This window comes from Venatorbacter sp. C2-1 (genome assembly GCF_022832715.1).
Taxonomy (GTDB): domain Bacteria; phylum Pseudomonadota; class Gammaproteobacteria; order Pseudomonadales; family Oceanobacteraceae; genus Venatoribacter; species Venatoribacter alkanivorans.
The window spans coordinates 3,064,177-3,081,399 of the sequence record NZ_CP094879.1 but is presented as its reverse complement, the minus strand read 5'-3'; the positions used below and the strand labels follow the sequence as shown (position 1 = coordinate 3,081,399).

The following is a 17,223-nucleotide window of genomic DNA, read 5'->3' as shown; positions in this document are numbered from 1 at the left end:
TTTTTATGGCTGCGGAATCTGAGCGTCTTTGCTGCCTGCTGCGCTATTCAGCTGCAGCAGAGCCGGTAGTGGCGTCAGCTGGCTGGTCGTTACAGGCACGGCGACTGAACCGCTCTGACTGATCTGTTGCAGGCGTTCGCTGGTTAATGGGTGGGTTTGGAACATCAGCGCCCAGCGGCTTTCATCGTGTTCTGCGAACATATTACGGAAGAACTCATCGGCTCCGCTACTGTGGCCATAATGGCTTTGCAGTATTTCAAGTGCGCGCTGATCGGCGCTGCGCTCCATATCCCGGCTGAAACTTAACAGCGTCAGCAGACTGGTGTGCTGGCCGATCATGCTGGCCGCCCCTTCACCACCGATGACGCTGCCAAGCAGAGTGATTGCCAGTTGTTCCAGCGCCAGAGTCATTGGGTGACGCTGCTCCACGTGGGCATATTCATGGGCCAGCACCATGGCCAGAGCATTTTCCGACGACACCTGAGTTAACAGGCCACGGGTCACGAAGATATGGCCACCGAGTGTGGCAAAGGCGTTGGGTGTGTCTTCATTCGCTAACCAGTGCAGCCGCACCTTTAATGGCGCGCTTTGTTGGCTGAGCAGGTTGTCCAGCAATTGCTGCAGTGCCTGCTGGCGTTCTGTATCAGCAGCGTGCGCGTCCTGAGTGGTGGGCTGCAGGGCGTCGGAGACGGCTTCCGGGGCGGAAGAGAACCAGCGGCTTTCCCAGGAATAAGGAATCTTAGGCCCCAGCCACTGGGCACTCCAGCCCAGCAGCAGGGTCAGCACGAACATCAAAGCCAGCAGTGCGCCGGCCAGCAGCAGAAAGTCCTTGAGCGGATGTTCGTTACGGTTATTGATCTGTTCGGGCAGTTTGGGGTTGCCCTGTGGCAGAGGTGAGCTCTGCCTTGGCGCATGGTTGGGCGCATGGTTGTGTAAGGGAGGGACGCTCATCTCAGCGTGCCACTGCCGACGCAGCAGAAGCAGAAACCGGTGTTGGAATAAGAGCCGTTCCGTATGCCAGTACCTCTACTGACCCTAACCCCTGTCCGGCATTCTGGCCGATGCGGCTGGTTTCGAACTTGAGGTTAAACACCGCCTCAGCTCCCAGGCTCTGCGCTTCTTCCTGCATGCGCAGAATGGCTTCGCGGCGGGCGCGATCCAGCAGGCTTTCATAGGCGCCCACACGGCCACCAAATAAACCACGTAAGCCTGCAGCAACGGTTTTAAAGTAATCCACCGAAATAACCACTGAGCCGGTGACCAGCGTGCTGGCATGGTTCTGAAACTGAATGGGTGGCATGCGGTCTGGTAGTACCAGCAGACTGCGCAGGGCGTCTTCGCGGGCAATAATGCTGCGGTAATGACGTGATTCTGCCAGCCGGCCAAAGCCATAGCCCAGCGCCAGCAGCGTCAGAAAGACAATCAGCTGACCCATCAGCGATCCTCCAGAATCACCGCCGTACCGTAGACGAAGATTTCGGATGCTCCGGCGGCGATGGATGAGGTAGAAAAGCGCACATTGACTACCGCATTGGCGCCCAGAGCGCGGGCCTGTTCGCTCAGACGCTGCAGGGCTTCATCGCGGGATTCGGATAACAGCTCGGTGTAGCCTTTGAGTTCACCACCAAAGATGTTTTTCAGCCCTGCCATAATGTCACGGCCTGCATGCTTGGCACGCACGGTGCTGCCCTGTACCAGTCCGAGATGGGTGGCGATTTTTTTACCGGGGACGACTTCCATATTACTGATCAGCATACTGGCTCCTTGTGTTTGGTCGCCTTATTAAGCCCTGTGGGGCAGAAAAAGGGAATATGGCGGTTTTTATAGCCGGGAAGCAAAACAACCAACATGAACTAGACTTGTTGGGAATAAACCTCACTCTGGCCAGAGAGCAGATACTCATGATGGAGCAGTTTTCCGGATGGACACTGGGGCTGATGATCGCAATAGCGGCGCTGTCCCTGTTCTTCCACTTTTACCGTTATTCCAACCGCACCGCTGAAATTGCCCCCAATATTCTGACCAGTATTGGTATTTTCGGCACGTTCCTCGGTGTGGCTCTTGGCTTATGGCATTTTGATACGACTGATATTCAGGGCAGTGTACCGAAGCTGATGGACGGTCTGAAAACCGCGTTCTGGTCATCCATTGTGGGGTTGCTGGGTGCTCTGACACTGAAAATCCGCGCTGCTCTGGCACAGACCGGACGGCGTGAAGTCAATCAGACCCGGGTGGCAACCATCGACGATCTGGATGCTTCACTGAAGCATATTGCCGACCAGATGAATCCGGAGCAGGAAAACGGTTTGCAGCATTTATTACAGCGTCAGCATCTGCAGACTCTGGAGCGTATGAATCAGGTGATTGGTGCCCTCGACAGTTATCAGGAACGCATGGCAGAAGCCAACGCTAAAGCATTGGTTAATGCGATTGAAGCCGTAATGCGTGAATTCAATACCAAAATTAATGAGCAGTATGGCGATAACTTCAAACGCCTGAACCAGTCGGTTATTGCCATGCTTGAGTGGCAACAGAATTACAAAGACCAGTTAAATACCCTGATTACCGAGCAGGAGCGCACCTCGGGTTCTATGCAGGAAGCCAGTCAGGCGTTCGAATATATGGTGAAACATGCCAATGCGTTCAATGGTATTTCTGAGTCGTTGCAGGATCTGCTGAACGGCCTGGAGGCCCAGCGCGCGAATCTTCAGTCACAGCTTGGCAGTCTGGCCGATCTGGTTAATCACGCCGCCGATGGTTTACCGAAGCTTGAAGACCGTATTGTTGCATTAACTCAGGGAATGGCCGATGCCGTGCAGATGCAGCAGCGCTGGGCGGTTGATGAACTGGGTAAAATGCAGCAGAGCATTGAGCAGCAACTGCAACAGAATCTGACTGACAGTGGCCAGCGTTTACAGGATCAGCAGCAACAAAGTCTGCAGCAACTGCAGCGTATCGGCGAGCGGGTTGAACGTCAGGTGGTGGTGCTGGATGAGAGTATGGAAGAGGAGCTGAATAAAGCCCTGAAATCCTTTGGTATGCAGCTGACCGCGTTGTCCGAAAAATTTGTCAGTGATTACTCACCACTGACTGAGAAACTGCAACGACTGGTGCAAATGGCAGAACAGATCGATGAATGAAAATGAACTGGAGCAGCTGAAAGAGCAGGAAGGGCACTGGGTTGCCGTTTCCGATTTAATGGCTGGCCTGATGATGGTGTTTATGCTGATTTCCATCGTCTTCATGATTAATGTCGAACAGGAACGCGATAAAATACGCGACGTCGCCATTCTGTACGATCATCTGCGTGTGCAGTTATACGAAGATTTAAAAAGCGAATTTGCTGATGATATGCAGCGTTGGGGAGCGGAACTGGATAAAGACCTGACCTTCCGTTTTAACAATACCGAAGTGCTGTTCGATAAAGGTGCCGCTGATCTTAAGCCGGAATTTCAGTCAATACTGGCGGACTTTTTTCCTCGTTATATCGGTATTATTACCCGTGAAAAATACCGTGACGATATTCTCGAGGTGCGTATAGAGGGCCATACCTCCAGCGCCTGGTACGGTGCACTGAGTGATGATGATGCCTATATCCGCAATATGGATTTATCACAAAAGCGTACGCGTTCTGCTCTGGGTTTCGTGCTCGAATTACCGGATGTCAGCGCCAATAAAGACTGGCTTAAATCTCACCTGACAGCGAATGGCCTGTCATCAGCCAAAGTTGTGCGCGACGATAACGGTGTGGAAAATGACGAGCGCTCACGACGGGTGGAGTTTAAAGTCCGCACTGATGCAGAAGGGCGGATTGCCACCATTCTGGATCGGGTATTGCCGTGAAGATTACCGACTTTTTTCAGGATGAAGGCTTTAACCGTCTGCGTGAACGCATGGGAACCGATGCCTTGGGCAACTTTGAATTATTCGATCCCGCCCGTCAGCTGACCTATGCCGAGCGTGAAGCGCTCGATAACGGCATGCTGACCGCCGAAGGGCAGGCATTACGTATCTTAAAAGATAAAACCCTGGCCTTTAAAAACACCCGTGTCTGGCTTTTTTATGAGCAGGATTATCATCTTGCCTATTGTCAGAAAGTGCAGGCGTTGCGCCATCATCAGGATCGTTTACAGATTGGCACCGGAGCGCTGTCGGCTAAAAAGACCGAAGGCGTATGCCTTGAGTGTTTGTCTGTGCTGCAATATCAGGGCGTGGACGCACGCCGCTTACGGCGTGCGGAGTTTTCTGAACAGATCAGAGAGCAATTCTCGCTGGAGCTGTTTAAACAGGAATATCCGTTTTATCCTATTACCTGAGCGTTAAAGGCTCAGGCTTTTCTCCGATTTAAACGTCAGCGGTTTGGGTTTCCACGCCTTTAAATCCGGTGCAATTCCCATTTCTCCGTTCAGTGTGTACGTGACAGCGGCTTTTCCGGTCAGCAAGCGCAGCACACTGCTGCCCGCCTCAGACAAGCTCAGCGACAACGGCACCGACAGCATTTTACGCTCACCCGTATTCAGCTTCAGCGGTTTAATGCTGCTGCTGGTCAGGGTTTTACCAGCAGCCGATAATTGATAATTCAGCGTGTTTATATTCAGCGCAAAAGCATTCGGATTGCTGATGGCAATATCGACCGTCAGACGCAGGCAGGTAAAACTGGCTTCCTGTACGCTGATTTTTTGCAGGCTGACATCCGGTAACTGCGGAATCGGCAGTGTATCTTTGTGGCTCAGAGGCAGGCTGACGTCACCCAGTAATGGCACCTTCATGTTAATGCGCCCGGTTATTTCATAAGCAACGGATGATGTATCTTTAATGCCCGACACCGTTTTATATAAATCGGTAAATTTAAGCGTGACCGGTAAGGTGATGTCACGACGGCCTTTGGCAGGCAACGAAATACTGCTGTCCGGCTGCGCGACGGTTACGATCTTTTTGCCACCAATATTAAGATCCAGTGTCAGGCCAACCCCCGGTAGCTTAATGGGATTAGGGTTTTTAACTGTCACTTTAGCCAGCAGAGTAACCTCTGTTAAGGACAGTTGACTGACGGTTACCGATGAAATCTGCGCCTGGGGCTTCTGTGCTTTGGCCATGTTCTGCAGATTACTGCAGCCAGACAGCAGCCATACCATGCACGTAAACAGCAGCAGGGAACGGATTTGTTTGCTCATGTTGTACCTCCTGTAATCAGGCGGCAGTGTAACACGACACAGGAGAATTAAAGGTGATGCAGGAAATAGTAAGGAGAATGGCCTCCAGGGAGGAAGCCTGAATATCACGGGAATTACTGTATTCTCAGTGATCTGTCGTTTGGTTTTGAAACGACTACAACTGATAGTTGCTTCTCAGGTCTAGCAGTTGTTATCTCTCTCATACCCTATCAACTCCAGAATAACTCTCAAAACTATATAGGTGATAAATTTTAGAGCTTTGCGCCATTTTTTGCTTTTCATGGTGTTTTCCCTTTGGTGTTTTTGGATAACAGCCATATAGCCAGTGCTGGACATGCAATAGGTTTAACATTGGTTAAACATTGTTTTTCAGCGTTGTAGTTGCACTGACTTTGGCAGCGCTTCTGAGATAACACGCAAGTTTCTTCAGAACTGAGCGATGCTGGGAGAATCATGCTTCGCTCTCCTGTTTAACATTGATGGATCGGCTTTCCTGAATACGGTCAGCTATCCATGAGCTGATCTCAGATTCCAGCCAAGCGCTGGCCCGCGCTCCGTGCTTTACAGGATTCGGGAAAAGCTCTGTGGCGGCCATTGAGTGAATATGAGAACGGCAAAGGCCGGTGAGGTGGTGGACTTTAGGCCAGCGCCGCATTAAGCAGAGTGTATTAGATTGCGTTAATTCTCTTGTCTGGGGGCCCGCCGATGGACGGTGAACCGATTTGGCGGCGGTAGTGTAGGGTTGCTGGTTAGTGCTGTTCAATGCTAGGCCTCCTGGGGCGTCTTTGAAAGGAACAGTCCCAGTGAACGTCAGGTGTTAGCGTAGCCGCGGGTACACTAACGTTTAAACTTCTTCCGTGCTTTTGATAATTTTTCTTTGAAGGTACTGTATTTCATCGTGTGAGATTTGGTCTCCTTGATACCGTCGACTGAATACTTATATTCAACTTCCCATGTTTCCTTGTTGTGTAGGTTCGTTGTTTTATCCTCAAAATCTACTTCGATATCGTTACGAAGCTGATTTTTGAATTCCTCCCATGACTCTTCCGCTTTGGCATCTTCTTTTCTTGCAAGTTTGTCTAGGATTGCAGTGATAAGGGGATTTCTTGGTTGTCGAGCCTTTTTCTGATTATCTTCGCTGGAGCGACGATAGAAGTCATGAAGCATTGTTCTTTGGCCCAGCAAGAAGGCTCTCCACAACCTGAATTCTTCGCTATTACTTTTATCAAGGATTTGTTCAGCATACATGATTATTTCTGCCAAAAGCGCTGGAGGGTCATCGCTCTTATATCTAGGAAAACCTTTGGCTGTAGAAGTAAGATAACGAAACAGGGTATTACAATATCCTTTATGTGAAGCTGGGGAAATGTTGTAGTCGTCAAGCAGTCTGCGAGATGCAAAATTAATTGCTTTGATGGCCTCTTTTTCAATACTTTCGGGTTCAATGCCTTGCCAGTGTGTATCAATAGCACTGCGGTAATAGAATGTCTGGAGTCTTCGACTTTTGGATTTTCCAAATTGATATATTTCTATACTCCCATCAGGGGACTGATATTTGAGTTCCGCGTTCTCTTTTTTGGCCCATTCGGAAGTTTGAGTTTTAGCGAGCCTAAAATTTTCTTCTAGCCACTCATCATGGCTCTGAGCATCCTTCCCCGTCATTCCTGTGACTCCAATTGATTCGCCCGCCACTGCAACATTTCCCTGCATTCTTCCAGATAATCCACCCGGTTGTAGGCTTTGCGTACCTGATTGCGTTCTTCATGGGCTAGCTGCTTTTCAATCACTTCCGGCCTGAATCCATGTTCATTCAGGACAGTAGAAACTGTTGCGCGTAGTCTTTGGGCGGTGGTGTATTCCTGAAAGCCTATCCGCTTGATCAGCACCAGAAAAGCGTTTTCTGACAGCGGTTTGTCGATAGTGTTGGGGCTTCTGACAATAGAGCGGGTATGGCAGGTCAGTGTGCGAAGTTACTTAAGAACGTCAATGGGCTGATCGTTGAGGGGGATCAGGTGATGGTTTTCATTTTCAAGCGATTTATAAAGCTGATTTCGGGGATTGCCTTCCTCATAGCAGCCCTTCCCAGAGAGTAATGGTTGTCTAATGTCGCTATGGACGTTAATGGCTGTGGATCTTAGATTTTATGTGGGGTTGCGGCGAGGCGGGGATGTTTAAAGGTTATACAAAAACAGGTTGTGGCCTCCCCATCAGGACTTGAACCTGAATCTGACGCTTAGGAGGCATCCGTTCTATCCGGTTGAACTATAGGGAGAGGCGGGCATTTTAACGGCTGACAGCGGTGCTGTCAGCCTTTGTTGTTAAACGTCGCCCAGAGATTCTTCTTCGAGGTCTTTATGGTGGCGCTCTTCCCACTGAAATTCGGTGATCAGGCGGTCGAGGTAGCGCTGTGCCATGGCCGATATCATGGTGAAGGCAAAGCCGCAGATAGTATTGCCTTCGTCATCATTGATGATATGGCGGGCTTCCAGGCTGCAGTCCATGGTGTTTTCTTTGTTAAATCTTACCCGCGCGATAGGAAAATCACGCTGCTCTTCCAGGCGTTTTTTAACATTAGCGCTGAAGTGAGCTTTGAAGCCGCTTGATGACAGATCAAGCAGACGACCGAGCAAATCGCCTTCACCATCGTTCATTTTAATTTTCAGCAAAATGTTGTGCGCAGGTGGAACGGCGACGCGATAGGCAGTACGGCGCTGCAGATACAGAACCTGTTCAGGAAACTCCGCACGGTATTGTTCTTTCTGGGGCTGGTACTTCAGCCGGCCGGTCATGCGGAATTCAATACGCACCCCCTGGCTGTCGCATTCTATATGAAAGCGTTTTCCCGCCCGGATAAGATCATTGCCATGTTGCGGAATGACTTTGTCCATGAAAAAGCTGCGGCTTTTAAAGTCTGTTTGTGGAATGGCGGAGGTGAACTCTTCGTCGCTGCCGTCAATCCGTACTTTAACCGGTGTGCCCATCAGGACGATTTTGCGCAATGCTCCGTAAATATCTTCCGGTTCATCGAGCAGGTATTCTTGATTTTTTTCCTCAGACATTGCCCTTGGTTCCCAGACATGATCAGACCTGAATGTACCCTTGTCCCTGCTTCAGGCTGCTTGCTTTCCCTTTATCGTTATATAAGTGTGGATCATTCTGCTGACCACGCAAGATTTTAAGTTTTTGCAGGGTGCGATGACGGGCGTGAAGGACGATATCGGAGAGCTGAACCGATAGCTTCTGGTTTTGTTTGTACTGGTTTTCAAGGTTGGACCATAGGAGGCGGATGTTTGCCGCAGCGGCAATATCCGGATGCTGAAGGCATTGCGCAGATTGTGGCAGGCCCGATGCTTTCATCCATAGAAGGCGTTGTTCGGCGTGATCCTGTAACTGGCGGAGGCAGAGTGTTTTTTCCTGCTGGAGTGTTTGCAGGCCTTGCAGGTCGTTGTTGGCCAGAGCATCCCGTTCCTGTTTAAGAATCGCGTGGATTCCCGTGGTTAATTCCAGCTCGGTTTGCAGGAAAGCTGCGAATTGCGCGATGTCTGTGCTCATGGGAGTTCACTGCTTCAGTTGAGACGATCCTCAAAATCAAGCATTTTTCCTGCCAGCTTTTCATAGTCGATCTTGTATTCGCCTTTTTCGATGGCTCCGCGAATGCGTTCTACGGTTGCGTCATCGACGTCAGGCATTTCACGGATTTCCGCTTCAACCTGCTGAATGCTTTTGCTGCTGGCGCTCAGCTTGACCTGATCGGTAAAGACTGCGCTTTCCTGCGCTTTGGCGGTTGGTGCCGGGTCTTTATTTACCGGTTCGTTACGGGTGCGTGAACTGTTATCTACACCACCGGTTAACTTATTGATATTCATAGACAAATCTCCGAGCCAGTTAGGCATTTTACACTCCTGCATAGGTGTTATCGGCGGCCATAGTTGGAACTTTAGCAATTTTTTGAAATTTTATTCGACCTGTACTAAGCCCCGTCCGGCCACCCGGCCATAAACGATTTTCTGTGACTGCTCATTACGCACCCGGATTCGTTCGTCCTGCCGGCCATTTTCCAGCGCGGTACCGTTCATTTCAATGCGGATACCCGGGCGGTTGACGCGGATTTTGACCCTCTCGCCACGGTTTATGATGACGGGAGGATCGAGCATGTCCGGACTGAGTACGGTGCCGGCGCGCAGGCTGCGGCGGCTGATCTGCTCCTGAACATCTTCCGGATGGAGGTAATAGCCTTTGGTCAGTTCTCCGGTGTCATGGCGCACCATGGAAATATCATCTGCGGTCAGGGGCTGGCCGGCGCTGACGGGTTTCCGTAGTACGGCAACCGCTTTGTAAATGTGCAGTTGTACGGCCAGGTGCTGCTTCCAGTAGGGCGTATTACAGCTGAGTTCAAGTCCGTTGCGCCCGGCCTGCAGAGGTTTGACCAGAGCCAGATCGAAGCCTCCCTCGCAATCGGGAAGTTGGTAGTCTGCCGGCAGCCCCGGGAAGGAAAGTGCACTGTCAGATTCATGACCACTGATTTCCTGCCAGCGAATAAGCAGGCGTTGTTCAACATCCTGTTGCCAACCGGAAGCCTGGATCGCCGGTGCGTACAGCAGCGGAATTGCAGCAAGGAAAATTGCAGCAAATATCCGACAACGGCGCTGGTTCTCTACTATGCTCATAAACACGTAATACTGAATGTCATTTATCTGGCGTTAAATCTGTGGGTTCAGCAGGTACAGCAAAGGTCATGCCGGATCGATTTTTTGGGAGCTTGTTATGGCAGGTGTGTTAGACACAGTGAATCAGCGCACGCAGCTGGTTGGTGAAAACCGGCTTGAGCTGCTGCTGTTTCGCGTCAATGGACGGCAGGTTTATGGCATCAACGTCTTTAAGGTTAAAGAAGTGCTGCAATGCCCGAAACTGACAATTCTGCCGGGCAGTAACCCGGTGGTCCGTGGTGTGGCGCATATCCGTTCGGGCACGATTCCGATCATGGATATGAGCATGGCAACGGGGAATACGCCGTTGCAGGATCTGAAAAATGCTTTCGTCATCATTACCGAATACAACCTGAAAACTCAGGGCTTTCTGGTGGCTGGTGTGGAACGCATCATCAATATGAACTGGGGAGATATTCATCCGCCACCAAAGGGAACCGGTCGTGAGCATTATCTGACGGCGGTTACTGAAGTGGATAAGCAGTTGGTCGAAATCATTGATGTGGAAAAAATTCTGGCGGAAGTTTCGCCGGTTAATGAACAGATCAGTGAAGGGGTGGTCAGCGAGGATGTTCATGCCAAGGCGAAAGCCAAAAAAGTGCTGATTGTTGATGACTCTAAAATTGCCCGTAAACAGGTAAGCCGTTGTCTGGAAAATGTCGGTGTAGAAGTCGTTGCACTGAATGACGGGCGTGAAGCCTGGGAGCATCTGTATGCCATTGCCGAGGCCGGAGAAAACATCAGTGATCATTACATGATGATGATTTCTGACATCGAAATGCCGGAGATGGACGGCTATACCCTGACCACGCGTGTGCGTGGTGACAGCCGTATGGCAGGATTCTTCATTGTGCTGCACTCTTCTCTCAGTGGTGTCTTTAACAAGGCGATGGTGGAAAAAGTGGGAGCCAACGATTTTATTGCCAAGTTTGATCCGGACATTCTGGCTGAACGGGTAGTACGACAAGTGAATGCAGCCGGTTAGGCTATGTGGATGAAATTATGACCAAAGACATGTCAGTGGATGAATATAACCGCTTCCGTCAGATGTTGGAAAAAAGCAGCGGTATTATGCTGGGCGAAGGCAAAGAATATCTGGTTACCAGTCGTTTGCGGCGCATGATGGAACGGGAATCGGTTGCCAGTATTTCAGACCTGCTGGTTGCTATGGAGCGCAACCGCAGCCTGCAGGAAAGTGTTATTGATGCGATGACCACCAACGAAACCCTGTGGTTCCGTGACGAACACCCTTACCGTATTTTTCGTGAGAAGCTGTTGCCAGAACTGGCACAACACCGGCGTCCGCTGAAAATCTGGTCGGCAGCCTGTTCTACCGGCCAGGAACCTTATTCTCTCAGTATTGAGATTGAAGAGTTCAGAAAAAAGAATCCGGGTCAGCTGATGACCGGCGAGCGTATTACCGCAACGGATATTTCCCCCAGTTCTCTGGCTGCAGCTAAAGAGGGGGTGTATCAACAATTGGCTATCCGCCGTGGTATGAACGATCAGCATCTTAAAGTGTATTTCGATGAGGTGGATTCAGATCGCTGGCGTATCAACAGCCAGGTGCGCAGCCGGGTGGATTTCCGTGCCCAGAATCTGCAGCAGAGTTTCTCTCTGCTGGGAAAATTCGACATTATTTTCTGCCGTAACGTACTGATCTATTTTTCTGCCGATCTGAAGCACGACATTCTGAGACGCATGCATGGCAGCCTGAATCCTGGTGGTTACCTGATGCTGGGAGCTTCAGAGGCAATGAATAACCTGAGCGATTATTTCGAAATGGTGCAATGCCATCCGGGGATTGTGTACCGGGCGAAGAAGATCGGAGGTGTATAACCTGTTTGCCGCCGGTCGGTAAAGGTTTGCCGTTGCCGTTGAATTGCCGCTCCATTGCCGCCTTAAAGGGCGGCTTTTTATTTTCAACCTATTGAAAAATAAGGATTATTTTTTTTGGCACAGGGGTTGCTATCTTCCAGTCATAGTCACGTAAGAGAATCAGATTATGGCCTCTATCAATTTCACCAACGCTCTCGGCGTTCATCCTTCTGCACTGCAGCTGCGCGCGGCGCGGGCAGAAATTCTGGCGAATAATCTGGCTAACTCCGACACTCCGGGGTTTAAAGCACGTGACATCAATTTTCAGGCCGTACTGGCGGGAGAGATTAACTCCCGTAACAGCGTAGCGCTGGAGCGCACTCACTCCGGTCATCTCGGTGGTCACAGCCAGCGCGATGATGAATTGCTGTACCGCAATCCGATTCAGCCCTCCATTGATGGCAACACTGTCGACTCGCAGATGGAGCAGGCGCTGTATGGCCGTAACAGCATGAATTACAACGCCAGCTTTGAATTTCTCAGTGGCAAGTTCAAAGGCATGAAAGGTGCGATCCGGGGAGAATAATTATGTCGTTATCCAACGTATTTGATATCGCCGGTTCCGGCATGAATGCTCAGTCGATCCGGATTAACACGACCGCCAGTAATATCGCCAACGCAGAAAGTGCATCCAGCTCGGTCGATGAAACCTACCGTGCACGTAAGCCCTGGTTTGCGGTGATGCATAAAACTTTTATGGAAGTGAATGCTAATAACGAGTTTCAAAGCATTGAAGATGGCACCGGAGCCGGTGTTCAGGTGATGGGAATTGTGGAGAAGGATGCGCCGCTGCAGCAGCGTTTTCAGCCGGATCACCCAATGGCAAATGAAGATGGTTATGTGTACTACCCGAACGTGAACATTGTTGAAGAAATGACCGATATGATGTCTTCATCGCGCAGCTATCAGATGAATGTAGAGGTGCTGAAGACCGCAAAACAGATGCTGCAACGTACGTTGACTCTGGGACAGTAAGGAGCAGGTTATGGCAATTAATGAAGTCGGTAATAACACTGCTGCGCTGGATCAGTACCGCAAGCCCAGCAACAGTGCGGAGCCAAAAGATAACGAACTGGGACGTGATGCGTTTCTGGAGCTGATGGTTGCTCAGCTGAACAATCAGAACCCGCTGGAACCGACCGATAACCAGGCCTTTGTGGCACAGCTGGCACAGTTTTCCACGGTAGAAGGGATCGACAAACTCAATACCACCAGCGAAAGCATGATGTCGCGCTTTAACTCGGCTTCGGCGTTACAGGCATCCAGCCTTGTCGGCCAGTCGGTCATTGTGGAAGGCAATGAAACCGGTCTGCTGCTCAGTGGCGGGGTGGTCAGTGGCTACACCGAGGTGCCGGAAAGTGCCAGCAATCTGCAGCTGAGCATCGAAGACGAAAATGGCGTTCTGCTGGAACAGATTCCACTGGGTAACCGTACCGCCGGCTCGATGTCCGTTCGCTGGGACGGTCTGAATATGATGGTCGATGGTGAAATTATCGACATCGATGTGAATAAGCTTAACCGTCAGGAATATTACAAAGACGAAGACGGTGAGCTGGTCCTCGATGCTGAAGGTAACAAGATTCCTGTGCCTTATCCGGCTGGTGAGTACGTGTTCAAAGTCACTGGCACTATGGGTGGCAAATCAGAAGAGTTAGGAATGCAGATGAGCTCACGGGTTGACAGCGTCACCATGAGCGGCAGTGGAACGGTCACTCTGAATCTGGCGGGCGGTCGCAGTGCCTCGCTGGATCAGATTAAACAGATTCTGGATGAGTAGTTCGGAACGGGCAACGGAGACTAGATTATGGCTTTTAATATTGGTTTAAGTGGTATTCGGGCTGCCTCGACCGACCTTGAGGTAACAGGTAATAACATTGCCAACGCCAGCACCACCGGCTTTAAGCAATCACGGGCGGAATTTTCCGACGTGTACACCACCACATTGCTGGGTACCGGTGTTAAACCGGTTGGCAGTGGGGTTATGGTGGATAACGTCCGTCAGCAGTTCAGCCAGGGTAATATCAGCGGCACTGAAAGTGCGTTGGATATGGCCATTGACGGTAACGGCTTCTTTGTTCTGGAAGATCGCGGCAGTGTGTCTTACACCCGTGCCGGGATTTTTTCTCTCGATAAAAATGGCTATGTGGTGGCCAATAACGGCTCCCGTTTACAGGGCTACGCTGCCAATGAGAATGGTGTGGTTAATGGTGTACTGGGCGACATCCGTATTCAGGTTGCCAATCAGCCACCGCGACTGACCAATCTGGCATCGGCCATTCTGAACCTGAATGCCAGTGAAAAGGTATTGCAGGAGCAGGGTCTGCAGCTGGTATCCAATGGTCTGGCAATCGGTGCTGCAGATTCCGGTATTGCCGAGTCGACCCGCAGTATTCTGGATTCTGCCGGTCAGCCAACGACCGGCGGCACGCCGGCAGCGGTGGCTTTTGATGGTGCGCTGGGTGGTGGTAATACCGTCGCCAACGTGGCCACTGCCGGTACCGCCGGTGGTGAAACCTTTGATGTTGACCTTGGTGACGGCAACGGCGTGCAGACCATAACGCTGCAGGCGATTCCGGCCGGTTCTACTCAGGCAGAAGCCCTGACTCTGATTCAGCAGTCGATTGATACCGTGCTGGGTTCCCAGCAGCTGACAGCGACAACTGATGGCACCGGCAATCTGGTGTTCCAGCGTGCTGGCTACAGCGCAACGGATGGTTCCAGCTTTGCCTTTACCAACTCCGCCACTATGGCGGCCTTTGGTGCGGCCGGTGCCGTGACCGCAGGTACTCAGGGCTCACTGCTCTTTGTAGGTTCCGGTGCATTGACCGCTGACTTCCGCAGCATTCCCGGCACATCTACGACGACCCGTACTACCGCCACACCATCGTTGAATATCGTGGCTTCTGATCCCGGGCAATTTGCCCAGCTGACCGCCAGTAACCTCTATGGCGCGCTGGATATCAGTGCCGGTAGCGGTAACGTACTGGCCTTTACCATCGCTACCGAAACCGGTGCTACCTATCCGATTAACCTGAGTCAGGCAGCCTGGCAGGGCGCGGCTCCGGGTTCGGGTTATGCCACTTTAAGTATTGCTGATGCCGTGGCGCAGATTAATACGCAGATCACTGCGACTGCGGGGGCAGGTAACGAAGAAGTATTGGCTGTTAATAATGCCGGCCGTATTGAGTTTCAGGTTCAGGCTCCGGCAACACAGGGTGACTATCTGCAGATTGCCAATAACTCGGTGTCTTCTGTGGGTCTGAGTCTGGACAGCATTGGCTTCCTGACAGGTAACCGCTTCGACAATGGCGTTGAACCGGTTCAGGCCAATAACGTTTTCCAATTGGAAGTCACCAGCACAACCGGTAATGGTGGCGGTCCGTTCAACATTACCATTCCGCCGGCGAATTATGCCTCGCTGGACGATCTGGCAGTGGCCATTCAGCAACAGATTGATGTGTATATCGGTGCTGCGGGTATCGCCGGTAAGGTCACCGTGGATGCGGTGGGCGGTCAGCTGGTGTTTACCAACACCAATGTGGGCTCCGGTGAAGGTATCTCGGTGACACCAACCGTAGCTGAACCGCAGGCGGTTGCAGCACTGGGCTTTGACAGTCTGTTTGTGGTTACCGGTGAAGACGAGGTGGATAAATCCAACAGCTTCCGTATTAACCTGACAGTACCGGCTCCGGATAACGAAAACCGCAGTGGCTCTGTGCTGATTACGCTGGATGAAGAATATCGTTCGGTGCAGCAACTGGCGGCCAGTATTAACCGCCAGCTGAACAGCCAGGATGCCGATGGTTACATCGGTGTGCAGGCGGCCGCAGTCGAAATCGAACCGAATGTGGTGCCGCCACAGTATCAGCTGGAACTGCGTGCCACTGAAGCCGGTGAAGCGTCGATTATTTCGATCAGTAATATCAGTGCCTCAGGCCCGGATATTACCGCTGCCGATCTCTATGGTCTGCTGCAGGCTAACCCGTCTGACGGTACGCTGCTGACCACCGGTATTGAGGGTGTGAATAATGAATATCCGCGCCAGACGGTCGTACTGACTGATCCGGACGGTGAAGAAACTGAAATCGTTATTCCTGAACGCAGTGAGGCCAATGCCATTGTTGCGCTGTTCAACAAGCAGCCGGGGGTCACGGCATCGGCACTGACCACCATGAATATTCCGCTGTCGGGTTATAACAGCCCTGGCAATGATATGAAGCTGACGCTGAATGGTCAGGTATTAACCTCTACCTCGCTGGAAGATATTGCCGACGAAATTAACTCCTACCGCGGCACGACATTGCCGGGTTTCAACGCCGAAATTACCGCTGCCGGTGATCTGGTCATCACCAACGAAATTGGCCGCGATATCAAGCTCAGTATTTCCAGTCCGGTCACTTCCGATTCGCTGGTGGTGCAGGGCGCCGATAACACCGGTCCGGTGGTACTGGGCGGCAGTACCAGTGCTGACCTGTCTGCGGCGGTGGGTGGTGTGGTGACCTTTATCCTGAACGAGAACTACACCCTGAGTCAGCCTGATCCGGTGGTATCCGGTATTTTCGGTGCGCTGACACCGGATGAGTTTACCCCTTACACCCTGAATGCTTTTGATCCGAAAGATCAGGACACCTACAACCACGCCACCTCGATGAATATCTATGACAGTCTGGGTAATACCCATGTCATGACACAGTATTTCGTTAAGGAACCGGTTGATCCGAGCCGTCCGAACGAGGCCAACCTGTGGGCAATGTATGTTCAGGTGGATGGCTTCGATGTGGGGGATCCTGATCCGACTCTGCCATTCCCGCAGAATCTGGAGCCAACGCCGGCACGTTTTGAACTGTTCTTTAATCAGGACGGCAGCTTTGATCCGGTATCGACAGGTGATATCTACATTACCAACTGGGACCCTAAGGATGCCGATGGTAATCCGACCGGTGCCCTGAGTTCGGTGAACGTGCTGGAAGGTGGTCTGCCTCTGTCCGATCCGCCAAGCAACTCCAACTTCCAGATTGACCTGAGTGGCTCTACTCAGTTCGGCAGTGCTTTTGCGGTTAACGAAGTGAGCCAGAATGGTTACACCACCGGCCGTCTGACCGGACTGGAAGTGGATCAGGAAGGGATTATCTTCGCCCGCTTTACCAACGGTCAGGCACAGACGCTGGGGCAGGTGGCTCTGGCCAACTTCCGCAACCCGGAAGGTCTGACCCCGCTGGGCGACACATCCTGGGCCGAGTCTTTTGAATCGGGTGATCCGACGGTTGGCTCTCCACGCACGGCTTCCTTTGGTCAGGTGCGCTCATCGGCACTGGAAGACTCTAACGTGGATTTATCGGAAGAGCTGGTCGGGCTGATCATTGCCCAGCGTAACTTCCAGGCCAGTGCCAAAACCATTGAAACTACCGATCAGGTCACTCAGACCATTCTGAATATCTGATGACTGCCTGGCGGCAAGCCTCTTC

At 51.5% G+C, this 17,223-nt stretch carries 20 protein-coding genes and 1 tRNA gene; 9 read left to right on the top strand and 12 right to left on the bottom strand.

Annotation, left to right across the window (positions count from 1 at the left end; translation table 11 throughout):
- Positions 1 to 3 precede the first annotated feature (3 nt).
- The 3 genes from MT343_RS13830 to MT343_RS13820 are packed head-to-tail and all read right to left on the bottom strand — an operon-like array spanning position 4 to position 1,755.
- Positions 4 to 951: a M48 family metallopeptidase gene (locus tag MT343_RS13830; protein ID WP_145465861.1), complete on the bottom strand. Its 948-nt coding sequence runs from the start codon at positions 949 to 951 to the stop codon at positions 4 to 6.
- A gap of 1 nt (position 952) precedes the next feature.
- On the bottom strand, positions 953 to 1,435 hold the full coding sequence (locus MT343_RS13825; protein WP_145465859.1) for a YbjQ family protein: 483 nt from the start codon (positions 1,433 to 1,435) through the stop codon (positions 953 to 955).
- Complete coding sequence (locus MT343_RS13820; protein WP_145465857.1) at positions 1,435 to 1,755, bottom strand: YbjQ family protein; 321 nt, start codon at positions 1,753 to 1,755, stop codon at positions 1,435 to 1,437. Before MT343_RS13820 ends, MT343_RS13825 begins: the two co-directional genes overlap by 1 nt.
- 146 nt (positions 1,756 to 1,901) lie before the next feature.
- On the opposite strand from MT343_RS13820, the gene MT343_RS13815 reads away from it, so the two are divergent.
- From MT343_RS13815 to MT343_RS13805, 3 genes are read left to right on the top strand one after another with little or no spacing between them, the layout of a single operon-like run.
- On the top strand, positions 1,902 to 3,140 hold the full coding sequence (locus MT343_RS13815) for a hypothetical protein (RefSeq protein WP_145465855.1): 1,239 nt from the start codon (positions 1,902 to 1,904) through the stop codon (positions 3,138 to 3,140).
- Positions 3,133 to 3,843, top strand: coding sequence for an OmpA/MotB family protein (locus MT343_RS13810; RefSeq protein WP_145465853.1), 711 nt, complete (start codon positions 3,133 to 3,135; stop codon positions 3,841 to 3,843). The genes MT343_RS13815 and MT343_RS13810 overlap by 8 nt, the downstream gene beginning before the upstream one ends.
- On the top strand, positions 3,840 to 4,316 hold the full coding sequence (locus MT343_RS13805; RefSeq protein ID WP_145465851.1) for a hypothetical protein: 477 nt from the start codon (positions 3,840 to 3,842) through the stop codon (positions 4,314 to 4,316). The genes MT343_RS13810 and MT343_RS13805 overlap by 4 nt, the downstream gene beginning before the upstream one ends.
- A gap of 3 nt (positions 4,317 to 4,319) precedes the next feature.
- On the opposite strand, the gene MT343_RS13800 is transcribed toward MT343_RS13805, so the two are convergent.
- The 9 genes from MT343_RS13800 to flgA form a co-directional block, all read right to left on the bottom strand.
- Complete coding sequence (locus MT343_RS13800; protein ID WP_145465849.1) at positions 4,320 to 5,174, bottom strand: NDR1/HIN1-like protein; 855 nt, start codon at positions 5,172 to 5,174, stop codon at positions 4,320 to 4,322.
- A gap of 451 nt (positions 5,175 to 5,625) precedes the next feature.
- Positions 5,626 to 5,829 carry a helix-turn-helix transcriptional regulator gene (locus MT343_RS13795; RefSeq protein ID WP_145466738.1) on the bottom strand — a complete coding sequence of 68 codons (204 nt, stop codon included), beginning with the start codon at positions 5,827 to 5,829 and terminating at the stop codon, positions 5,626 to 5,628.
- A 182-nt stretch (positions 5,830 to 6,011) separates the two neighbouring features.
- On the bottom strand, positions 6,012 to 6,884 hold the full coding sequence (locus tag MT343_RS13790; protein WP_145465848.1) for a hypothetical protein: 873 nt from the start codon (positions 6,882 to 6,884) through the stop codon (positions 6,012 to 6,014).
- The gene (locus MT343_RS19635) at positions 6,833 to 7,081 is read right to left on the bottom strand and encodes a tyrosine-type recombinase/integrase (RefSeq protein WP_368666030.1); all 249 of its coding nucleotides are present in this window, start codon (positions 7,079 to 7,081) and stop codon (positions 6,833 to 6,835) included. The genes MT343_RS13790 and MT343_RS19635 overlap by 52 nt, the downstream gene beginning before the upstream one ends.
- A gap of 289 nt (positions 7,082 to 7,370) precedes the next feature.
- Positions 7,371 to 7,446, bottom strand: a tRNA-Arg gene (locus tag MT343_RS13785).
- A gap of 46 nt (positions 7,447 to 7,492) precedes the next feature.
- On the bottom strand, positions 7,493 to 8,233 hold the full coding sequence (locus MT343_RS13780) for a flagellar brake protein (RefSeq protein WP_145465846.1): 741 nt from the start codon (positions 8,231 to 8,233) through the stop codon (positions 7,493 to 7,495).
- A 22-nt stretch (positions 8,234 to 8,255) separates the two neighbouring features.
- Complete coding sequence (flgN, locus tag MT343_RS13775; protein WP_145465844.1) at positions 8,256 to 8,726, bottom strand: flagellar export chaperone FlgN; 471 nt, start codon at positions 8,724 to 8,726, stop codon at positions 8,256 to 8,258.
- Positions 8,727 to 8,740: 14 nt separating this feature from the next.
- Entirely contained in the window at positions 8,741 to 9,067 is a 327-nt protein-coding gene (gene flgM, locus MT343_RS13770) for a flagellar biosynthesis anti-sigma factor FlgM (protein WP_225693468.1), read from the bottom strand.
- 63 nt (positions 9,068 to 9,130) lie between these two features.
- The gene (gene flgA / locus MT343_RS13765) at positions 9,131 to 9,841 is read right to left on the bottom strand and encodes a flagellar basal body P-ring formation chaperone FlgA (protein WP_145465842.1); all 711 of its coding nucleotides are present in this window, start codon (positions 9,839 to 9,841) and stop codon (positions 9,131 to 9,133) included.
- A gap of 97 nt (positions 9,842 to 9,938) precedes the next feature.
- On the opposite strand from flgA, the gene MT343_RS13760 reads away from it, so the two are divergent.
- The 6 genes from MT343_RS13760 to MT343_RS13735 all read left to right on the top strand — a co-directional run bounded on the left by MT343_RS13760 (position 9,939) and on the right by MT343_RS13735 (position 17,198).
- Positions 9,939 to 10,865 carry a chemotaxis protein CheV gene (locus MT343_RS13760; protein WP_145465840.1) on the top strand — a complete coding sequence of 309 codons (927 nt, stop codon included), beginning with the start codon at positions 9,939 to 9,941 and terminating at the stop codon, positions 10,863 to 10,865.
- A 17-nt stretch (positions 10,866 to 10,882) separates the two neighbouring features.
- Positions 10,883 to 11,719 carry a CheR family methyltransferase gene (locus tag MT343_RS13755; RefSeq protein WP_274704275.1) on the top strand — a complete coding sequence of 279 codons (837 nt, stop codon included), beginning with the start codon at positions 10,883 to 10,885 and terminating at the stop codon, positions 11,717 to 11,719.
- A gap of 166 nt (positions 11,720 to 11,885) precedes the next feature.
- Entirely contained in the window at positions 11,886 to 12,284 is a 399-nt protein-coding gene (gene flgB, locus MT343_RS13750; RefSeq protein WP_145465838.1) for a flagellar basal body rod protein FlgB, read from the top strand.
- A 2-nt stretch (positions 12,285 to 12,286) separates the two neighbouring features.
- Positions 12,287 to 12,733, top strand: a complete 447-nt coding sequence (gene flgC, locus MT343_RS13745; protein WP_145465836.1) for a flagellar basal body rod protein FlgC — start codon at positions 12,287 to 12,289, stop codon at positions 12,731 to 12,733.
- A gap of 10 nt (positions 12,734 to 12,743) precedes the next feature.
- On the top strand, positions 12,744 to 13,535 hold the full coding sequence (locus tag MT343_RS13740; RefSeq protein WP_145465835.1) for a flagellar hook assembly protein FlgD: 792 nt from the start codon (positions 12,744 to 12,746) through the stop codon (positions 13,533 to 13,535).
- A 27-nt stretch (positions 13,536 to 13,562) separates the two neighbouring features.
- On the top strand, positions 13,563 to 17,198 hold the full coding sequence (locus tag MT343_RS13735) for a flagellar hook-basal body complex protein (protein ID WP_145465834.1): 3,636 nt from the start codon (positions 13,563 to 13,565) through the stop codon (positions 17,196 to 17,198).
- Positions 17,199 to 17,223 lie beyond the last annotated feature (25 nt).